The sequence below is a fragment of the Taklimakanibacter lacteus genome (genome assembly GCA_003576695.1).
In the GTDB taxonomy this organism is placed as follows: domain Bacteria; phylum Pseudomonadota; class Alphaproteobacteria; order Rhizobiales; family Aestuariivirgaceae; genus Taklimakanibacter; species Taklimakanibacter lacteus.
In genome coordinates this window covers 86,931-106,061 of the sequence record QOZQ01000001.1, presented here as the reverse complement: position 1 = coordinate 106,061, position 19,131 = coordinate 86,931, and the positions used below count along the sequence as shown (strand labels likewise).

Genomic DNA, 19,131 nt, shown 5'->3' with positions numbered 1-19,131 from the left:
CTTGCGACAGTTTATTGGATCCCGGCTTTCGCCGGGATGACGAATGGACGGAGAGTATTCGCGCCCGACTCATGCTTCTGTCCTGCAATGGCGGGCACCACACCATGACGACACCGGTATCGCTCTCCCATGCGGATGGCATTGCGGTCATCACCATCGACAATCCGCCGGTCAATGCCGTATCGCAGGCGGTGCGGCAGGGCCTCGCCGATTCAATGGCGAAGATTGCGGCGGATGCCTCCATTCGCGGCATCATCCTCAGCTGCGCCGGCAGGACCTTCGTCGCCGGCGCCGATATCCGCGAATTCGGCAAGCCGCCGGCGCCGCCCATGCTGCGCGATGTGATCGCCGGCATCGAGGCGCTCGACAAACCTGTCGTCGCCGCCATTCATGGCACGGCGCTGGGCGGCGGCTTCGAGCTGGCGCTCGGCTGCCATTATCGCGTGATGCACAGAAGCGCTTTCGTGGGCTTGCCGGAGGTGACGCTCGGCATCATTCCGGGCGCCGGCGGTACGCAGCGCCTGCCGCGTCTCATCGGCATTCAAGCTTCGATCGACATGATCACCAGCGGGCGCCGTGTCGATGCGGCCGAAGCCTTGAAGCTCGGCATCGCCGATGCCGTGGCCGAAGGTGATCTCCTCGGCAGCGCCCGCAAGCTCCTGATGGAGAAGATCGCAGCGCCGATCCCGCGCCTTTCGGATCGCCCGCCGGCAGCCACGGCGCCTGAAATCTTTGCCAAAGCGCGCCAGCAGATCGCCACCCGCGCCCGCGGCCAGATCAGCCCGGTCAGCGCTCTCGATCTCCTGGCAGAGACCGCTCATATGGATTTTGCACAGGGCATGGCGCGCGAGGCGGAGATCTTCGCCGGATTGCGCAACTCCGGGCAGGCGCGGGCACTGCGCCACATCTTCTTCGCCGAACGCGAGATCGGCAAGATACCCGAGGCCGATGCCAGGCCTCTGCCGGTCGCGGGACTGGGTGTCGTAGGCGGCGGGCTCATGGGCACCGGCATTGCCGCTTCTGCCCTGCTCGCCGGCATGAACGTCACCTTGATCGAGCGCGACGCAGCTTCGGCGGAAGGCGCGAGGAACCGCGCCTTGGGCTTGCTCAAGGCTTCGGTCGAACGCGGCAAGCTCGCGCAGGCGGACTATGATGCCATCGCCGCGGGCCGTTTGCATGCCAGCGCCTCCTATGCCGATCTGGCCGAGGCGGATCTCGTCATCGAAGCCGCCTTCGAGGATCTCGCGGTCAAGCAGGCGATCTTCCGCGAGCTCGACAAGGTCGCGAAGCCGGAGGCGGTGCTCGCCACCAACACCTCCTATCTCGATGTCGGCGCCATCGCCGCCGTGACGGCGCGGCCGGAACGCGTCATCGGCCTGCATTTCTTCTCGCCCGCTCACATCATGAAATTGCTCGAGGTCGTGGTGCCGCCGAAAGCGCGACCCGAAGCCGTAGCGACCGGCTTCGCGCTGGGCCGCAGGCTGGGCAAGATCGCGGTCAGAGCCGGCGTCTGCGACGGCTTCATTGGCAACCGCATACTTTCCGCCTATCGCAAGCAGGCCGATTACCTGATCGAGGATGGGGCGGCGCCGGCTGAAGTGGATGCCGCCTTCAAGAATTTCGGGCTCCCCATGGGCGTGTTCGAGATGCAGGACATGGCGGGCCTCGATATCGGCTGGGCCAACCGCAGGGCGCTGGCGCCTCGCCGCGATCCACGCGAGCGCTATGTCGAGATCGGTGATCTCATCTGCGAGCGCGGCCATCTCGGCCGCAAGGCCGGTCGCGGCTATTACAACTATTCAGGCGGCGTGCCGGTACCCGATGACGAAGCCCTCGCCATCATCGCCGCCGAGCGCACGCGCAAGGGGATCGTATCGCGGTCCTTCACCTCGGATGAGATCATGGACCGCATCCTCCTCGCCATGATCAATGAAGGCGCGCGCATCCTGGATGAGGGCATTGCCCTGCGGTCCGGCGACATCGATGTGGTGATGGTCAATGGCTATGGCTTCCCGCGCTGGCGCGGCGGCCCGATGCACATGGCCGACGAGATGGGCCTGGCCGAAGTCCTGCGCCGCATCGAGGCGCTGGCCCGCGACGATACCTGGTTCTGGAAACCCTCGGGCCTATTGAAGCAGCTTGCCGACGCCAAGCGGAGATTCGCCGACAAGGGGTAGAGCCGCTATTCGACCATGAATCGCGAGCTGAAAGGCAGGCTTGCCGCGCCTACGGCCTTAGGCGACGGCGAGGATTTGCCGGCGACAACCATCACATTCGGCAGCAGCGCGCCAAGCTTCGCGCAGAGATCGCGACAGATATCCTCCGGAATATAGGAGGACAGGATCACGGTCTTGATCTCGACGAACTGCGCCAGGGCGGCGATCGATCCGCGCATGGAGTCAATGAGCTCATCCTCCCATCTCAGCAACGCTTCGCCATAATCCGGCCAGCTCAGCGGCCTGTCCCATATGGGCTCGGCGGGAAGGCGCCCGGCGATGACACGGCGTTCGAGCGCGCTCAGTCCAATGTCGAAGCTCAGGGGCGAATTGCCATTATAGATCTGGTGGTTGAGGACGAGCCGGCTGTGCAGCTCGTGCCCGAGATAGAAATAGAGGTGATCGGCATGAGGTTTCGCCGAACCGAACATGCTTTCGCCGGCCGCCGCCGCCGTGATGTCGTTTTGCACGAACACGGCATGGCCGATCTCCTTCTCGATCTCGTCCTGGAGCGCCGCATATTTGTGTTTCGATTCCGAGCGGCCGGCTACGAGGCCCGACCGCGACTCCGGCAGAGCCAGACCGATGCCCGCCAACCGATCCTGCGTTCCCTTGGGCAGGGCTTCGAGCGCACGCTGGATCGTCTCGAGGAATTCCGGATGATTGCTTTTGCTGTTGGGCTCAGGATTGGGCAGCGTCGCATGGAAGCGGATCGTCCCCACGAAATCGATGAGGACGATATGCGAGCGCTTGTTGCCGATGCTGATCCCGACCGAATAGGCGCCTTCCGGGTTGAGCGAGACGGGAGTCGTCGGTGGTCCGACGCGACCCTTCTGCGCCTTGCCCTTGACGACGAGCCCTTCCTGCTCGAGCGAGCGGACGAGGACCGAGACGGTCTGCGCCGAGAGGCCGGTGCTTTCGCCGATCTCGAGGCGGGTGATGCCGTTGTTCTGCAGCAGCAGCGACAGGAGCAGGCGCTCGTTATAGCTGCGCACGCTGGTGGCGTTCAGGCCCGCCGCCCGGTCCGCGATCCTGAGCGGGTTCGGCGGTGCAAATCGCATGTCAGGCATTCACGTCATCTCCAGACCTGCGAAATCCTGCCGATACGAGCCTGAACTCTTCAGCGCTCATGATCGCTCCATCCGATCGTTTCAACCTCATGCGCAAGGGCCACACCCAGCGCCTCATGCGCCTCCGCATTGATATGAAAGCCATCGAGCGGATCGCAGGTGATCACCGAGCCCGCATCGAAGAAATGCACTTCCAGCGAATCGGCCATGATCTCGAATTCAAGCGCCAGCCGCCTGGACTTCTCCGGAGCACCCGAGAAGATTGGCTCCCACTCCTTGATATCATCGAGCATCGGCGGTGGCGCGACGATCATCACTTCGGACACATGCCCGCCAGGCCCCGGCGCCAGCTCCTTGATATCATGGATCAGGCAGCCGATGCCCATGGCCACTTCGGAAGGCGGCTGCTGGAAGCGCGCCTTCAGGTCGTTGGTGCCGAGCATGATGATGACGAGATCGAGCGGCGCGTGGCTTTGCAGGCAGGGACGCAGATATCGCCGGCCGTTCTTGTGCACGCCTTCGATGGGATCGTCGCGGACCGTTGTGCGTCCGCTCAAGCCTTCTTCGATGACATACCATTTGGGGCCAAGCGCCCGGGCCAGCACGCCGGGCCAGCGCTGCGTCCAGCCATAACGGTCGAGTGGGGTGCCGCCGGGAATTTGTCCATGAGTGTTCGAATCTCCGAAGCAGAGAACCGTGCGCACCGCTGATCTCCAAGAAACTTCAGTAAAATCAATAGCTAGTGGACGCTCCCCGTCAACCGGAGCGCTGCTCTGACGATGCCACCCGGGGGGCAAGGGCGCAAGCTGCCAATTATTCATTCAACATGAATAACTATTGACAAGCCTTCAGACAACGTGTTTTCTGCCCCCGAACGTCACTCCGAAGAAGTTTTCCCAGCCGCGCCGGCACATCCAAAGCGATGTCCGGCGAAGGGGAAGATGTATCCAGAACAAGGCAGGGAGCGACGGCCTGAGGAAAAGCCCATGGGAGGACTGTCTATGAGAATCCTGATGAAATCCGTGGTCGCGGGCGCCCTGCTCGCCGCGACATTCCTGGCATCGCCGACTTTTGCCGAAGACGTCCATCTGATGGATGGCGTCACCGCGCGCCAGGGCGACAACCCCGCTATCGAAGCCGGCAAGTTCAGGAGGGACCCGCCCTGGGTCATCGGCATGAGTCATTTCGGTGTCAATGCCAATACCTGGACCGTGCAGGTCGCGCATGAAACCGAGGCGGCCGCGGCGAAGGACAAGCGGATCAGCAAGTTCATCCTGCTCGATGCCGGCTTCGACCAGAAGAAGCAGGTGGCCGATATCGAGGATCTGATCGCCCAGAAGGTCGACGCCATCATCGTGCAGCCCGTCACCTCGACCTCGGCCGATGCCAGCATCCGGAAGGCGGTCGCCGCCGGCATTCCGGTGATCCTGCATACCGGCCGCATCGAGACCGACGCCTTCACCACCGAGATCCAGGGCGGTGCCGAGCATTTCGGCAAGGTCATGGGTGACTTCCTGGTCAAGGAACTGGGCGGCAAAGGCAATATCTGGGTGCTGCGCGGTCTCGCCGGCCATCCCGAGGACACCAACCGTTATAATGGGCTGCTCCAGTCGCTCAAGGGCACCGACATCAAGATCATCGTCGAGGAGCATGGCGACTGGCAGTATGACAAGACCAAGAAGGTCTGCGAGACGCTTTATCTGAACAACCCGCAGGTCGACGGCATCTGGTCGTCGGGCGCCGATATGACGCGCGCCTGTGTCGATGTGTTCAAGCAGTTTGGCGCCCCCATCCCGCCGATCACCGGTGAAGGCAATAACGGCTTCTTCGGCCAGTGGATCAAGGACGGCTTCAAGTCGATCTCGGCCGAATACAGCCCCTCGCAGGGTGCCGCCGGCATTCGCGCCGCTGTCGCCCTGCTCGAAGGCAAGGAACTGAAGAAGCACTACGACTACAACCCCGACGGCTGGGATCTCGAGAAGGTCAAGACATACTATCGCGAGAATCTCTCGGCGAATGTGTGGTGGCCGTCTGAGCTGACGGAAGAGCAACTCAAGCAATATTACGCGGTGAAGTAAGTCATCGCCAACACTTCCCCTTCTCCCGCACGCCATGCGGGAGAAGGAAATCCGGATATGCATGGATAGCGCCATGGCCAGTCTCGTCGAAATGTCGGACATCTCGAAGACCTTTGGCGGCAGCGTCGCTTTGAAGGGCGTCTCGCTTGAGCTTATGCCGGGCACCGTCCATGCGCTGATGGGCGAGAATGGCGCCGGCAAATCGACATTGATGAAGATCCTTGCCGGCGTTCATCAGCCGGATGAAGGCGAGATCCGCCTGAAGGGTGAAACCGTCGCCTTTGCCCGGCCGAAGGATGCGATTGCGGCCGGCATCTCGACCGTATTCCAGGAACTTTCGCTCCTGCCCAATCTCACGATCGCCGAGAACATGTTTCTCGGCCGCGAACCGACCGGCTGGCTCCGCACCGTCGATTATCGGGGGATGAACCAGCTCGCCAGACGCGCGCTCGGCGAATTGGGGCTCGACCTCGATCCCGAAACGCTGGTCTCCGATCTCACCATCGCCGAGCGGCAATTCGTCGAGATCGCCCATGGCATCAAGGCCGAGGCAAACGTCTTCATTCTCGACGAGCCGACCGCCGCCCTCAATGCCGCCGATGTCGAGATGCTCAACCGGCAGATCCGGCGGCTGCGCGATGCCGGCAAGGCCATCGTCTATATCTCCCATCGCATGGAGGAGATCTTCGCGATCTGCGATACGGTGACCGTGCTCAAGGATGGCGAGCTCATCGGCACCAGAACCGTCGCCGAAGTGAAGCCCGGCCAGCTCATTGCGATGATGGTCGGCCGCGAGCTCAAGGATCTGTTCCCGCCGCGCGCCACCGCCTTCGGCGAGATTGTCGTCGATATAAGCGACTTCCGGATCGACAGCGCTTCGAAGCCTTTTTCGCTTTCGCTCCGCAAGGGCGAGATCATCGCTCTGGCGGGACTCGAGGGTCAGGGACAGCAAAAGCTGCTGCGAGCCCTGATCGGCCAGTTCCACCCAGTTGCCGGAACCGTGATCCTTGGCGGAACGAAGATCGCTCTGCCGGTTTCCGCCGCTTCCGGTATTCGCCAGCTCCAGGCCGCGCGCATCGGCTTTGTTCCCGAGGACCGCAAGGACGAAGGCCTGTTCCTCGGCCTGCCGATCAGCCACAACATCACCATGGCCCTGCATGCCGGCCAGCCGCAGCTGGCCCCGGCAAAGCCCTATCGGCGCGAGATCGCCGAGACATTGACAAGCCTGCAGGTGAAATCGGCCGGCGCCGAAGCGCTCGTCAGTTCATTGTCGGGCGGCAACCAGCAGAAGGTACTGCTCGGCCGCTATCTCGCCGCCGATATGAATGTCTTGCTTATCGAGGAGCCGACGCGTGGCGTCGATGTCGGCGCCAAGTCCGAGATATACAAACTGCTGCGGCGATTTGCAGCCAAAGGAGGCGCCGTGATCGTCCTGTCGCGCGAGACCATCGAGCTGATCGGCCTGTGCGACCGCATCTATGTCATGCACGCCAACACGCTGGTCGGCGAGATGCCGGCCGCCGAGGCAACCGAGCACAGGATCCTCGATGCCGCCCTCGTCGCCTGACCGTCTGACCGGCATGAAGCCGGCATATCTCAAGCTCCTCACCGGCCAGGGCACGCGCCAGGGCCTGTGGAGCCTGCCCCTGCTGATAGCACTTGCCATCGCTCTCGGCCTCAGCCTGACGGCGCAGCAATTCACCAGTGCCGACAATCTGTTCAACCTGATCACCCAGGCCATGCCGCTGATCATCACCGCGATCGGGCAGATGTTCGTCATCGTGATCGGCGGGCTCGATCTGTCCGTCGGCTCGGTGATCAGCTTCACGACCGCGATCCTGGCACTGGACGGCCCGGCCTACCTCCTGATTCCCGCCGTCTTCCTGCTGGCGGCTGCGATCGGCGCCATCAACGGCATTGTCATCACGAGATTGAATGTCCATCCGATCATTGCAACGCTGTCGATGCAATATGTCGTGCTCGGCATCACGCGCATCCTGCGTCCCGTATCGGGTGGGACAGTCCCGGATGTGGTCATCGCTTCCGTATCGGGTTCGCTTCTCGGCATTCCTCTGCCGGTCTTCTGGGGCATCGCGGTGCTGCTCGTGGCCTGGAAGGTTCTCCACGGTTCGCGTTTCGGACTCCACCTCTTCGCCATTGGTGGCGGCATCGCCGCGGGGATGGAGAAGGTGCCGCATAATTTCGGCGTCGCCGAGCGGCGCAACATCCTCCTCGCCTATGTCACCTGCTCCTGTTTCGCGGCCCTTGCCGGCATATTCCTGGCCGGTCGCATCGTCTCGGGCGATCCCAATGTCGGCCTTCTCTTCGAGCTCGACGCGATCACCGCTGTGGCGATCGGGGGCACGCAATTGTCGGGCGGGGTCGGCGCGCTGCATGGAACCGTGATCGGCGCACTGGTCATGGCTCTTCTCGCCAATGGCATGAATCTCACAAATGTCTCGCCCTTCATCCAGACGACGATCAAAGGCCTGATCCTGCTGCTCGTGGTCGGATTGCAGTCGCGCAAGCGGATGGGCTTGTGAGATGGCCGTGACTCTCGCCGACAAGGCATGGCAACGCATCCGGCGCATACCGCCGGCCTATTTCGTCTTCGCGATCCTGCTGGTCACGCTCGCGGTCCTGCGCCCGCATATGATGAATGCCAATATCCTTGGCATCTTCATCCGCCAGATCGTTCCTTTGGGCATCCTGGTCCTGGGCCAGCTCCTGGTCATGCGGGTGCGCAGTATCGACCTCTCGGGAGGCGGCATCATCCTGCTGATCAACTACTATATTTCCTCAGGCCTGTTTCCCGGCACGTCCATGGCCCTTTTCATCGCCATGGCGATCGCGACCGGCCTGATCATCGGCACCTTCAACGGCATCATGATCGCCAAGAGGCGCGTCTCGGCGGTGATCGTCACGCTGGCGGTGAGCATCGTGCTGGTCGGCTTCGTGCAGTATCTGTCCAGCGGCAAGCCGCCCGGCGACGTGCCCGCGATATTCGCCACGGCCTACAACACCAAGCTCGCCGGCGTGCCGACACCGGTCCTCCTGTGGATCGCGCTCACCATCCTGATGGCACTTTTCCTGTCGCGCATGGTCTTCGGACGCTTCGTGGCCTCGGTCGGCGAGAATCTGACGGCGGCGCATTTTTCCGGCGTGCCGGTCGAGCGGACGGTGATCGTCGCCCATATCCTGGCCGGGCTGATGGCGGCCATTGCCGCCTTGGTGCAGACTGCCTCGATCGCCGTGGGCAGCGTGCGTGTCGGCCTCGATCTGCCCATCCTGTCGGTGGCGGCGACCATCCTGGGTGGTGTCGTCTTCGGACGTGGCGAAGGCGGCGTTTGGGGGCCTTTCTTCGGCGTCCTGTCCTTCGCTTTGCTGTTCATTCTCATGACGACATTGGGTGTCGACGAACCCGGCAAGCTGATCATCCAGGGCCTCATCATCCTGTTGGCGGCAATCTTCTACGGGATGCGCATAGCGAAGCCCTGAACCAGACAAACTTGAAAGTCGAGGAGAAGACTATGGAGCAGAAATCGATACTTTGTTTCGGGGATTCATTGACCTGGGGCTGGATTCCCGTCGAGGACGGCTCGCCGACACTCCGTTATTCGTATGCCGAGCGCTGGACCGGCGCCATGGCGGCGCAACTGGGCGAGGGCTATCGCATCATCGAGGAAGGATTGAGCGCCCGCACCACGAGCCTCGATGATCCGAACGATGCCCGTTTGAATGGCAGCGCCTATTTGCCCTCCGCCATTGCGAGCCACTTGCCGCTCGACCTCGTCATCGTGCTGCTCGGCACCAACGACACGAAATCCTATTTCCGGCGCACGCCCTATGAGATCGCCATGGGCATGTCGAAACTGGTGGGCCAGATCCTCACCGGGGGTGGCGGCATCGGCACGCCTTATCCCGCACCCAAGGCGCTCGTCGTGGCGCCGCCGCCGCTGACCGACATGCCGCATCCCTATTTTCAAGGCATGTTCGAAGGCGGCACGGCCAAGACGAAGGGGCTCGCGCAGCAATATCGCGCCATGGCCGATTTCATGAAGGTGGATTTCCTGAATGCCGGCGACTTCATCACGACGGATGGCTGCGACGGCATCCACTTCACCGCCGGGAACAACAAGGATCTGGGCCATGCGATCGCCGACAAGGTGAGAGAGATCTTCAGCCGCGACCCGGCGAGGCAGGCAGCGTGAATGATCAACCTGCCCTCGGGTGAGAAATTAGATGTGTTCCTGGCGCCGGCATTGTGCGACATTGCCGTCATCGGGGCATTTCGGCGCTCGAGGGCTGGAGCATGCTCCCGCGACATGAAAGAGCGGAGACATGGTAAGCCGCACAGCCAGGGAATCCAAGGCGGAGTTGATCCATATCGCGGCAATGAAGATCGTCGCCGCCGAAAAGGCTCAGCTTCAATCGAAGACGGCTCGCTTGCGCAAATTGCGGCTGGCTCGCGAGACCGAGGAGAACAAGAAATCTCAAGAGGCGAAGTGACGCCCGATCGGCGCGTGGTGCGGAATTGGGGAACGATGATTGAACCTGTCGAGAAAGATATCGGTCGCGAAGTGCTCTTTACGGGCACGCGTCGGCGCGGGCCTGCCGCCAATATGGGCATCATCACCGGTTTCGATCTGCATTTCGTCTATGTGCGTTACGGCCAGCACACCACCTCCGAAGGCAATCGCCGTCAGGACCTCGAATGGGTGAAACGAGCCGCGCGCGAGCCTGCCGCCGCGAACTGAACCGGGGCCGGCTGTAATTGCTTGCATAGTCGCGGGATTGCGCCCATATAGGGTCCTTCGAGTTTCGGCCGCATTGATTATCGGTCACACGCACGGGGCAAACCCGGCGTCAACTGACGACCTCTCTCCTGAACATCGATCGTTTGAGCGGACGCGATGATGCGTTTCCGCAATACCCCTGCATTTGAAAGGTTATGAATCATGCCGGTAGGAACTGTTAAATTCTTCAATACCCAGAAAGGCTTTGGCTTCATTCAGCCCGAGGACGGGAGCAAGGACGTTTTCGTCCATATCAGCGCCGTCGAGCGCGCCAACCTGGGAACGCTCAGGGAAGGCCAGAAGGTCCAGTTTGAGTTGGTCACCGACCGCCGCACCGGCAAGGCCTCGGCAGACCATCTGGAACAGGCGGCCTAGAGCATCGGACCGAAAAGTGCGAAGCGGTTTTCGGATAATCCGATGCGCAAATCAAAGAGATAGAGCGCCGAGGCGATTCGATTAGAACGTCTGGCGCTCTAGCGCGATTTGGCAGAGCAGACCGCTTATGTGCCGGCTGTTCTGCCAGCCATCTTTCACTTTAGCCGGGAGGCCTTCATGCAAGTATTCGTCCGCGACAACAATGTCGACCAGGCGCTCAAGGTCCTGAAAAAGAAAATGCAGCGCGAGGGGGTCTTCCGGGAGATCAAGAAGCGTTCGGCTTACGAAAAACCGTCCGAACGGAAAGCGCGCGAGAAGGCCGAGGCGATACGCCGGATCAGGAAGCTTGCGCGCAAGAAAGCCCAGCGTGAGGGGCTGATCCCCATGCCCAAGCCCAAGGAAAAGCCGGCACGGCCGCCCCGCGACATCTTCCGCTCATCTCCATCAGGCAACGCCGCGCCGGCCGGGGACTTGCCGGCCAAGCCGCCGGCATGACCTGCACGCTCCATCAAATCGGCCGTCGGCCGGTTCGGTCACTGGGCGTCCAGGGCTTGCCCGGGAAAGCGACATGCCATGTATGATGTGTACCGCCATGTCGACAGAACGGACATTCGTCTGACGGTGCTGCAGGGAACCGGGCTGCCAAAAACGGCATCGGTTGCAAAGTGGCGGCTGCTCGCCAATCGCAAGGTGGTCCCGAGAATCATATCGGACGAGATTGCCCGGATCGGCTACTGCGTCACCAGACCGAAGAGTTAGCTCCGGCTGCGGAGGGACTTGGGATCGTAGGGTGAATCGGCGATCACCCGCGCCTTGCGCATCTCGCCCAGGATCGGCACTTCGAGCGGCGTGCCGATCTCGCTTAGATTGATGGGAAGAAGCGCGAAGGCCAGATCATAGCCCAGCGTGTGGGAGAAGCCGCCCGAGGTCACGCGGCCCACCAGCTGGCCCTTCTGATAGACGCCTTCATGGATGATCGAGCTGGCGCCCTGGCTTTCGATGGCGAGCATCGCGAGGCGCCTTGCAACGCCCTTCTCCTTCTGCCGGACAAGCGCGTCACGGCCGATGAAGTCGCCCTTGTCGAGCGCGATGAAGCGATCGATGCCGCTTTCCCAGGCGGAGAGTTCCGGATTGAGGTCGCGGAACATCGCCTTGTACGACTTTTCCAGCCGCAATGATTCAAGCGCATAGAGACCGACGGGCCTCAGCCCATGCGCCACGCCTGCCACCAATAACTGGTCGAGCAAATGGCGCTGGTAGCACAGCGGATGATAGAGCTCCCAGCCGAGCTCGCCCTCATAATTGACCCTGAGCAGGCGCACATCGCTGGCAAGCCCGACCGTGCCCGAGCGCACCGTGAACCAGGGGAAGGCTTCGTTGGAGAGATCGATTTCGGTCAGCGCCTGCAGCAGCTTCCGCGCATTCGGCCCGACAATGGTGAAGCAGCCGCGGTCATTGGTGACATTGCGCAGCTCGACACCGCCATCCGCCGGCAGGAGCTTCGACAGCTCGTCGAAATTCCAGCGCTCGGCGCGCGGCGTCGAGATGAGATAGAACCTGTCGGGAGCGAGACAGGCCACGACATATTCCGCCTGGACGCCGCCGGTCTTCGTCAGCTGGTGGCTGAGATTGACCCGGCCCGCTTGCGGCAGCCGGCTGGCGAGAATGCCGTCCAGCCATTGGCGCGCTTTGGGACCCGACACCTCGAACTTCGTCATCGGCGTCATCTCGACGAGACCGACGGCGTTTCGCACCGCGCGCACTTCCTCGCCGATATATTTGTCGTAATCCGTCCAGCGCCAGCTATAGGCGCCGTTGACCTCGACGCCTTTGGGTAGATACCAGTTGGGAAATTCCCAGCCATTGAGCACGCCCCATTGGGCGCCGAGCTCGCTCAGGCGGTCATAGGAGGGTGCGGTCTTCTGCGGGCGCGCCGCCGGCAGGCTTTCGCCCGGATAATGCAGCAGCGCATGCGTGCCCCAGGCCTCGCGGACTTTCTCTTTCGTCCAGTTCTTGTTGGCATAGTCGCCGAAGCGCCGCGGATCGAGATCGGACGTGTCGAGACTGTTGGCGCCTTCGACGATCCGCTCGGAGAGGTAATAGCCGATGGCGCCGCCCCACAGGATTCCGCCCGGCACGCCCTCGGCCAGCCAGACATTCCTGAGCCCCCAGGCCGGTCCCATCAAAGGCAGTTCGTCGGCGGTCATCTGGAATGGCCCGCGCACATTGGCCTTGATGCCGGCACGCCCCAGCGCCGGGAGCAATTCGACGGCGCGTTCCCAGTTCACCGAAACGGAATCGAAGTCCTCTTCCAGCAGATCGGCGCCGAACCATTCCGGCACCCCGTCCTCGGCGAAGAGCTTGAGCTTCTCGGTCCGCTCATAGGGACCGAACATCAGCCCGTCGCCTTCCTGCCTGATATAGCCTTCGACATCCTCATCGCGCAGGATCGGCATTTCGGGCTGGCCTTTCTGCTTGCGCTCGACCAGCTCCGGAACGGGCTCGGTGATCCAGTATTGATGGATGATCGGGATGGCCGGGATGTCGAGCCCCAGCAGCGCGCCGGTCTGGCGCGCATAATTCCCGGTCGCGCAGACGACATGCTCGCAGGTGATGTCGCCGCGATTGGTGGTGATCTTCCACTCGCCGCCGGGCGTCCGCTCGAAGCCTTTGACTTCCGTTTCGAGATAGACCTTGGCGCCGCGATCGCGCGCCCCCTTGGCCATGGCCTGCGTCACATCCGCCGGCGCGATATGACCGTCATCCGGATTGTAGAGCGCGGCGAGCATGTTCTCGCCGCCGATGAGCGGCCAGAGCTTGCGGGCCTCGGCGGGTGTCAGAAGCTCGGCCCGCGTGCCCTGCGCCTCGGCGACACCCATATAGCTCTTGAACTCATCGAGCCGGCCTTTCGTGTTCGCCAGGCGCAGCTGGCCGCACTTATGCCAGCCGACGCTCTGGCCGGTATCGGCCTCGAGGCCTTCATAGATCTCGATCGTCCTGGCGATCATCCGCCCGATATTGAAGTTCCGTGTATAGGACGGCACCAGCCCGGCCGCATGCCAGGTGGAGCCGGCGGTGAGCTGGGTGCGCTCGAGCAGAACCACATCCGTCCAGCCGCGCCTGGTGAGGCCATAAAGGATCCCGGCCCCGACACAGCCCCCGCCGACAACCACCACCCTTGCATGCTTCTGCATCTGCCTGTCCCTCTCTCAGCAGGGGTTCCTACAATTTCTGTACATCTATGTCTACAGACGAGCCGCCTTGTGATGTGGGGCAATCCGTGCGAATCAGGTGGGCATGCTGAAAAAATCCATGCGGCCGGCGCGCAGCACGCTCAAGGCGACCAGGGACGACTGGCTCAACCAGGCTCTCGCGACCCTCATCAGCGATGGGGTCGACGCCGTCCTGGTCCTGCCGCTGGCCAGGAAACTGAAGGTCTCGCGATCGAGCTTCTACTGGTATTTCAGGAACCGCAAGGACCTTCTGGACCATCTCCTCCAGCACTGGATGTCGACCAATACCTCGGCCATCATCGAGCACGCCGGCAGGCCCTCCAGGACGGCGGTGCAAGGCGTGCTGCATATTTTCGAGTGCTGGGTGAGCGAGACGACCTACAGCCCCCGTCTCGACATTGCGGTCCGCAACTGGGCGACAAAATCGAACGTGGTCAGGGCCTTGGTCGAAAAGGCCGACGATGCCCGGCTTGTCGCGATCAAGCAGATGTTTCAGCGCCATGGCTTTGATGAGGAGGATGCGTTTATTCGCGCCCGCATCCTGTACTATGTGCAGGTCGGCTACTATGCGCTCGAGCTCAAGGAAACCATGGAAGCACGCCTTTCGCATATAGAAGCCTATTTGCGGGCGTTCACCGGCGAGGAGCCGGCTCGGGCCGATGTCGATCGCTTTCGCAATTTCGTACAGGACGCCCTGGCGACACGCGCCCAGCGAAAGCGCCGACGAGGACGCTGACGATACTTCCCTCGGTCTTCATGCCGATTTGACACCCGTCGCCTCCTTCAAAGGTCGAGCTTGAACCGACACCCGGTTTTCTGTACATATGTGTTCAGAAGATCGGACTTCCAGCCGCGAGGGTGTCATGGACATAGCCGGACCCGACCACAAGCGCAGGAGAAGGCCGCGCCCGGGCGCCTCCGGCCGCATGACCGACTATACGCGGCTCGCAAATCCTTTCGATCCGATCCGTGTCTTCAGCGACGACCAGGTCGAGGCTATCCATCAGAACGCCTTGCGCATCCTCCAGGACATCGGCATGCGCGTGCTCCATATGGGCGGCAGGGCGCGGCTCAAGGCCGCCGGCGCCAGCGTCGATGAGGAGACGATGATCGTGCGCTTCGACAAGGGCCTGGTCGAAAGCGCGCTGGCGAGCGCCCCGCGCACCATCGAGCTCGCCGGTGGAACCGCGGCCAGGAATGTCACGCTGGGCGGGCGCAATGTGGCATTTCTCTCGGTCGCCGGCGCGCCCCATGCCAGCGATATCGACAATGGCAAGCGCCCGGGCACATTGGCCGATCTCGAGAATTTCGTGAGGCTGACCCAGAGCTTCCCCATCCTGCATATGCTTGCAGCGGTCATGGAGCCGCAGGATGTCCCGGTGCATCTGCGCCACTATGCGACGATGCGGGCCGCTCTCACCTTGAGCGACAAGGTGCCCTGGGTATTCTGCCGCGGCGCCGGCCAGGTGCGCGACAGTTTCGAGATGGTCCGCATCGCCCGCGGCCTGTCGCCGGATGAGTTTTCCCGCACGCCCTGCTGCTACACGGTTATCAACACGAACTCGCCGCTGCAGCTGGACGTTCCGATGACGCAAGGCCTCATCGATTTTGCCGAAGCGGGCCAGGTTCTCATTGCGACACCCTTCTGCCTGGCGGGCGCGATGGCGCCCATCACCATTGCGGGGGCGCTGTCGCTGCAGCATGCCGAGGCGCTCGCGGCGATAACCCTGTATCAGATCGTCCGTCCGGGCGCGCCGATCCTCTATGGCAGCTTTGCCTCCAATGTCGACATGCGCTCGGGCTCGCCCGCTTTCGGCACGCCCGAGCATGTCAAGACATCCTTCGGGGCGGGTCAGCTGGCGCGCCGCATCGGTCTTCCATGGCGGTCTTCCGCCGGAACCGCCTCCAATGCGCCCGATGTCCAGGCCGATTACGAAACGCAGATGAGCGTATGGGGCGCCGTCATGGCGGGTTGCAATGTCCTGCTGCACGGTGCCGGATGGTTGGAGGGCGGTCTCACGGCATCTTTCGAGAAACTGATCACCGATCTCGAGCTCCTGCAATCCTTCGCCGAAATGTTCCAGCCCGTATCCGCCGATGAAGACGATCTCGCCTTCGACGCCATTCGCGATGTCGGCCCTGGCGGCCATTTCTTCGCGACGCAGCACACGATGCAGCGTTACCAGACCGCGTTCTACGAGCCCCTCGTCTCCGACTGGTCGAATTTCGGCCGCTGGACCGAGACCGGCGCCAAGACCGCGACCGAACGCGCCAACCGGATCTGGAAGCAGAAGCTCGCCGATTTCGAAGCGCCGGGCCTCGACATCGCGGTGATTGACGCGTTGGATGATTTCATTGCAAGGCGGACCCGCGAAGGCGGCGCGCCGATCGATGCGTAGGACAACTTCAGAGCAACCCTTTCTCAACATCCCTCACGCTGAGGTGCCCGCCATAGGCGGGCCTCGAAGCGTCCCTCAGGATAGAGCGAGAATGCTGAAGCACACCCTTCGAGGCTCGCTGCACTCGCACCTCAGGGTGAGGATACTGAGCGATCTCGCCTCACCCTGCTCTAAGGAATAACCGCCGTCGCCTCGATCTCGACCAGCGCCTTCTCCTCGACGAGCCGCGTCACCTCGACCGTCGCCATGGCCGGATAATAGGGCCCGATGATCTCGCGATAGGCGCCCCCCAGGCCCTTGGGGTCGGCCAGATATTCTTTGACCGAGGTGACATACCAGGTGAGCCGCACCAGATGTTCGGGCCTGGCGCCCGCTTCCTTCAGCACCGCCTTTATATTGAGAAGCGTCTGGCGCACTTGCGGCACGAAGCCTTCCGCGAACACGCCCTCCTCGTTCCAGCCGACGAGCCCGCCCGTGAAGATCATGCGGCCTTGCGCCAATATGCCATTGGCATAGCCGCGAGGCCTCGGCCATCCCGGCGGCTGCAGGATGCGATGCAGCGGCGGCGCCGTATGTTTCTTGATATCGTTCATGTCATGCGTTCCCCTCATTCAGCGCATGACGTTTCGGCCGCGCCTTGGTCTGCAGTTCCATCTGCTTCTGCCGCAGCCGCTCCTGCTCGCGGAAGGCCTGGTTGCGGCCGGGCAGATATTGTTGCGGCCAGCTCTCATCCTTGGCGCCATACCAGGCCTGCGCCTGATGGGCGAAATAGGGATTCCACAGATGCGGCCTGGCCAGCGCCACCAGATCCGCGCGCCTGGTGTGAAGGATGGTGTTCACTTGCGCCGGCTCGGTGATGGCGCCCACCGCCATGGTCGCCATTTTCGGCACATTGCGGATCGCTTCCGCGAAAGGCACTTGATACATGCGGCCATAGACGGGCTTCTGGTCGGGCACGGTCTGGCCGGAGGACACATCGATGAGATCGCAGCCCGCATCGCGGAACTTCTCGGCGATCACGAAAAGATCGGCCTCGGCAATGCCGCCATCCCTCCAGTCCGATGCCGAGATGCGCACCGACATCGGACGCTCCTCGGGCCAGGCTTCGCGCATCGCGGCGAAGACTTCGAGCGGATAGCGCAGGCGGTTCTCGATCGAGCCGCCATACTCGTCGGCGCGCTTGTTGGTGAGCGGCGAGATGAAGGAGGCGAAGAGATAGCCATGCGCGCAATGGAGCTCGAGCATGTCGAAGCCGGCACGCGCGGCACGCTCCGTCGCCGATACGAACTCGGCCTTGATGCGCGCCATGCCGGCGCGGTCGAGCTCCGCCGGCAGGTCGCTGATCTTCTCGAAATAGGGAATGGGCGAAGCCGAGACGAGCGGCCAGTTGTCGCTCTCTTCCGCAATGGGATGATCGGCCTCTTCCCAGCCGAGCTGGGTCGAGCCCTTGCGGCCGGCGTGGCCGAGTTGCATGCAGATCTTCGCACTTGAATTCGCATGGACGAAATCGACGATGCGCTTCCACTGCGCCTCCTGATGGTCGCTCCACAGGCCGGTGCAGCCCAGGGTGATGCGCGCATCGGGCGAGGGACAGGTCATTTCGGCAAAGATGAGCCCCATGCCGCCCAGCGCATGCGAGCAATAATGCACGAAATGCCAGTCGGTGAGATTGCCCTCCCGGTCGGCCGAATATTGCGCCATCGGCGACATCACCACCCGGTTCGCCACTTCCATCTGGCGCAAGCGGAATTTGGTGAACATCGGTGTCGGGCGCGATGTGCGGTAGTCCAGGCCCGTCTCGCGGTAATAGCGCTCATACCACTCGTCATCCGCTTTCCTGACGAAGCCCGGATCGCGGATCAGCAGATTGTCATAGGTGATCGTCTTGGCACGGCACATCACCACCATGGCGAACTGCATCGGCTCCATGTCGAAGGAGCGCTTCATATGCTCGAACCAGGCCAGCGACACATCGGCATTGTGCTGGACGACCTGGCACGGCACGCGCCGCGCCGCATCATAGGCGGCGAAGGCCTTTTTCGGGCTGGCCGCGCCATGATCCACCACCGCGCAGGACAAGGCTATGGCGCATTCCATCGCAAGCTTGGTGCCGGAGCCGATGGAGAAATGCGCCGAGGCTTTGGCATCGCCGAGAAGCACGATGTTCTTGTGGCTCCAGTTCTCGCAGAAGATGCGCGGGAAGCGCCGCCAATGCGAACGGTTGAGAAGCAAAGGATGACCGTCGAGCTCTTGCGCGTAGAGCGCCTCGAGCTTGGCGCGCGAGTCCTCCTCGTCCGTCTCCGTGAAGCCATGGGCATGCCAGCAGGCCTCGTCCATTTCGAAGACCCAGGTCGATTTGCCTTTCTCATATTGATAGGTATGGGCGCAGACCACGCCATGCGGCGTCTGCTTGAAGAAGTAATTGAACTCGCCCATCGGCCGGGTCGAGCCCATCCAGCAGAAGCGGTTGGCCTTGACCGACACGGCCGGCTTGAAATGCTCCTTGTAGCGCTCGCGGATCACCGAATTGATGCCGTCCGCGGCCACCACGATATCGGCGGATGAGCAGAGCTGCTCGATCTCGTCCGGATCGATGCGCCGGCTGAAAGTGAGCGACACCCCTTCCTCGCGGCAGCGCGCATGCAGGAGCTTCAGCAAGGTGATGCGCGACAGGCCGCAGAAGCCGTTGCCGCCACAGCGGATCTCATTGTCCTTGTAGTGGATCGCCACGTCGTCCCAATAGGCGAATTTCTCGCGGATGCGGTCATAGGACGGGAGGTCATGCGACAGGAACTCATCGAGCGTGTCGTCGGAGAAGACGACACCGAATCCGAATGTGTCGTCATCCCGGTTCTGCTCGATGACCTCGATATCCCATTCGGGCTTCGCCTTCTTGGTCAGAAGGGCGAAATAGAGGCCGCCGGGGCCGCCGCCAATCACCTTGATCCGCATCGCTCAGCTCGC

Annotated in this window: 16 protein-coding genes; 11 read left to right on the top strand and 5 right to left on the bottom strand. The window is 62.5% G+C overall.

Annotated elements, in window-relative coordinates:
• The first annotated feature begins 104 nt into the window (after window positions 1-104).
• Window positions 105-2,177 (top strand): FAD-dependent oxidoreductase, encoded by a 2,073-nt coding sequence (locus tag DT068_RS00475; protein WP_119388277.1) that lies wholly within the window; start codon window positions 105-107, stop codon window positions 2,175-2,177.
• Between the two features lie 5 nt (window positions 2,178-2,182).
• On the opposite strand, the gene DT068_RS00470 is transcribed toward DT068_RS00475, so the two are convergent.
• Window positions 2,183-3,286, bottom strand: coding sequence for an ROK family transcriptional regulator (locus DT068_RS00470; RefSeq protein ID WP_368904351.1), 1,104 nt, complete (start codon window positions 3,284-3,286; stop codon window positions 2,183-2,185).
• Window positions 3,287-3,336: 50 nt separating this feature from the next.
• A complete protein-coding gene (locus DT068_RS00465) occupies window positions 3,337-3,990 on the bottom strand; it encodes an SGNH/GDSL hydrolase family protein (protein WP_119387805.1) in 654 nt (217 codons plus the stop codon).
• A 309-nt stretch (window positions 3,991-4,299) separates the two neighbouring features.
• Here DT068_RS00465 and DT068_RS00460 point away from each other — a divergent pair, with 309 nt between their 5' ends.
• The 8 genes from DT068_RS00460 (at window position 4,300) to rpsU (ending at window position 11,030) form a co-directional block, all read left to right on the top strand.
• Window positions 4,300-5,364 (top strand): ABC transporter substrate-binding protein, encoded by a 1,065-nt coding sequence (locus DT068_RS00460; protein ID WP_438816390.1) that lies wholly within the window; start codon window positions 4,300-4,302, stop codon window positions 5,362-5,364.
• 73 nt (window positions 5,365-5,437) lie between these two features.
• Complete coding sequence (locus tag DT068_RS00455) at window positions 5,438-6,931, top strand: sugar ABC transporter ATP-binding protein (protein WP_119388276.1); 1,494 nt, start codon at window positions 5,438-5,440, stop codon at window positions 6,929-6,931.
• 4 nt (window positions 6,932-6,935) lie between these two features.
• Window positions 6,936-7,907, top strand: coding sequence for an ABC transporter permease (locus DT068_RS00450; protein WP_438816407.1), 972 nt, complete (start codon window positions 6,936-6,938; stop codon window positions 7,905-7,907).
• Between the two features lies 1 nt (window position 7,908).
• Complete coding sequence (locus DT068_RS00445; protein ID WP_119387803.1) at window positions 7,909-8,862, top strand: ABC transporter permease; 954 nt, start codon at window positions 7,909-7,911, stop codon at window positions 8,860-8,862.
• A 32-nt stretch (window positions 8,863-8,894) separates the two neighbouring features.
• Window positions 8,895-9,575, top strand: a complete 681-nt coding sequence (locus tag DT068_RS00440) for an SGNH/GDSL hydrolase family protein (protein WP_119387802.1) — start codon at window positions 8,895-8,897, stop codon at window positions 9,573-9,575.
• Window positions 9,576-10,121: a hypothetical protein gene (locus tag DT068_RS27870; protein ID WP_162913921.1), complete on the top strand. Its 546-nt coding sequence runs from the start codon at window positions 9,576-9,578 to the stop codon at window positions 10,119-10,121.
• Between the two features lie 201 nt (window positions 10,122-10,322).
• Window positions 10,323-10,535, top strand: coding sequence for a cold-shock protein (locus tag DT068_RS00430; RefSeq protein ID WP_119387800.1), 213 nt, complete (start codon window positions 10,323-10,325; stop codon window positions 10,533-10,535).
• Window positions 10,536-10,712: 177 nt separating this feature from the next.
• A complete protein-coding gene (gene rpsU / locus DT068_RS00425; RefSeq protein ID WP_119387799.1) occupies window positions 10,713-11,030 on the top strand; it encodes a 30S ribosomal protein S21 in 318 nt (105 codons plus the stop codon).
• A 260-nt stretch (window positions 11,031-11,290) separates the two neighbouring features.
• Here rpsU and DT068_RS00415 read toward each other — a convergent pair whose 3' ends face one another.
• Window positions 11,291-13,729: a GcvT family protein gene (locus DT068_RS00415; protein WP_119387797.1), complete on the bottom strand. Its 2,439-nt coding sequence runs from the start codon at window positions 13,727-13,729 to the stop codon at window positions 11,291-11,293.
• A 103-nt stretch (window positions 13,730-13,832) separates the two neighbouring features.
• Here DT068_RS00415 and DT068_RS00410 point away from each other — a divergent pair, with 103 nt between their 5' ends.
• The gene (locus DT068_RS00410; protein WP_119387796.1) at window positions 13,833-14,504 is read left to right on the top strand and encodes a TetR/AcrR family transcriptional regulator; all 672 of its coding nucleotides are present in this window, start codon (window positions 13,833-13,835) and stop codon (window positions 14,502-14,504) included.
• A 127-nt stretch (window positions 14,505-14,631) separates the two neighbouring features.
• Window positions 14,632-16,167: a trimethylamine methyltransferase family protein gene (locus DT068_RS00405; protein WP_119387795.1), complete on the top strand. Its 1,536-nt coding sequence runs from the start codon at window positions 14,632-14,634 to the stop codon at window positions 16,165-16,167.
• 170 nt (window positions 16,168-16,337) lie between these two features.
• Here DT068_RS00405 and DT068_RS00400 read toward each other — a convergent pair whose 3' ends face one another.
• The gene (locus tag DT068_RS00400) at window positions 16,338-16,760 is read right to left on the bottom strand and encodes a RidA family protein (RefSeq protein WP_119387794.1); all 423 of its coding nucleotides are present in this window, start codon (window positions 16,758-16,760) and stop codon (window positions 16,338-16,340) included.
• A 1-nt stretch (window position 16,761) separates the two neighbouring features.
• The gene (locus tag DT068_RS00395) at window positions 16,762-19,119 is read right to left on the bottom strand and encodes an oxidoreductase (RefSeq protein WP_119387793.1); all 2,358 of its coding nucleotides are present in this window, start codon (window positions 19,117-19,119) and stop codon (window positions 16,762-16,764) included.
• Between the last annotated feature and the right edge of the window lie 12 nt (window positions 19,120-19,131).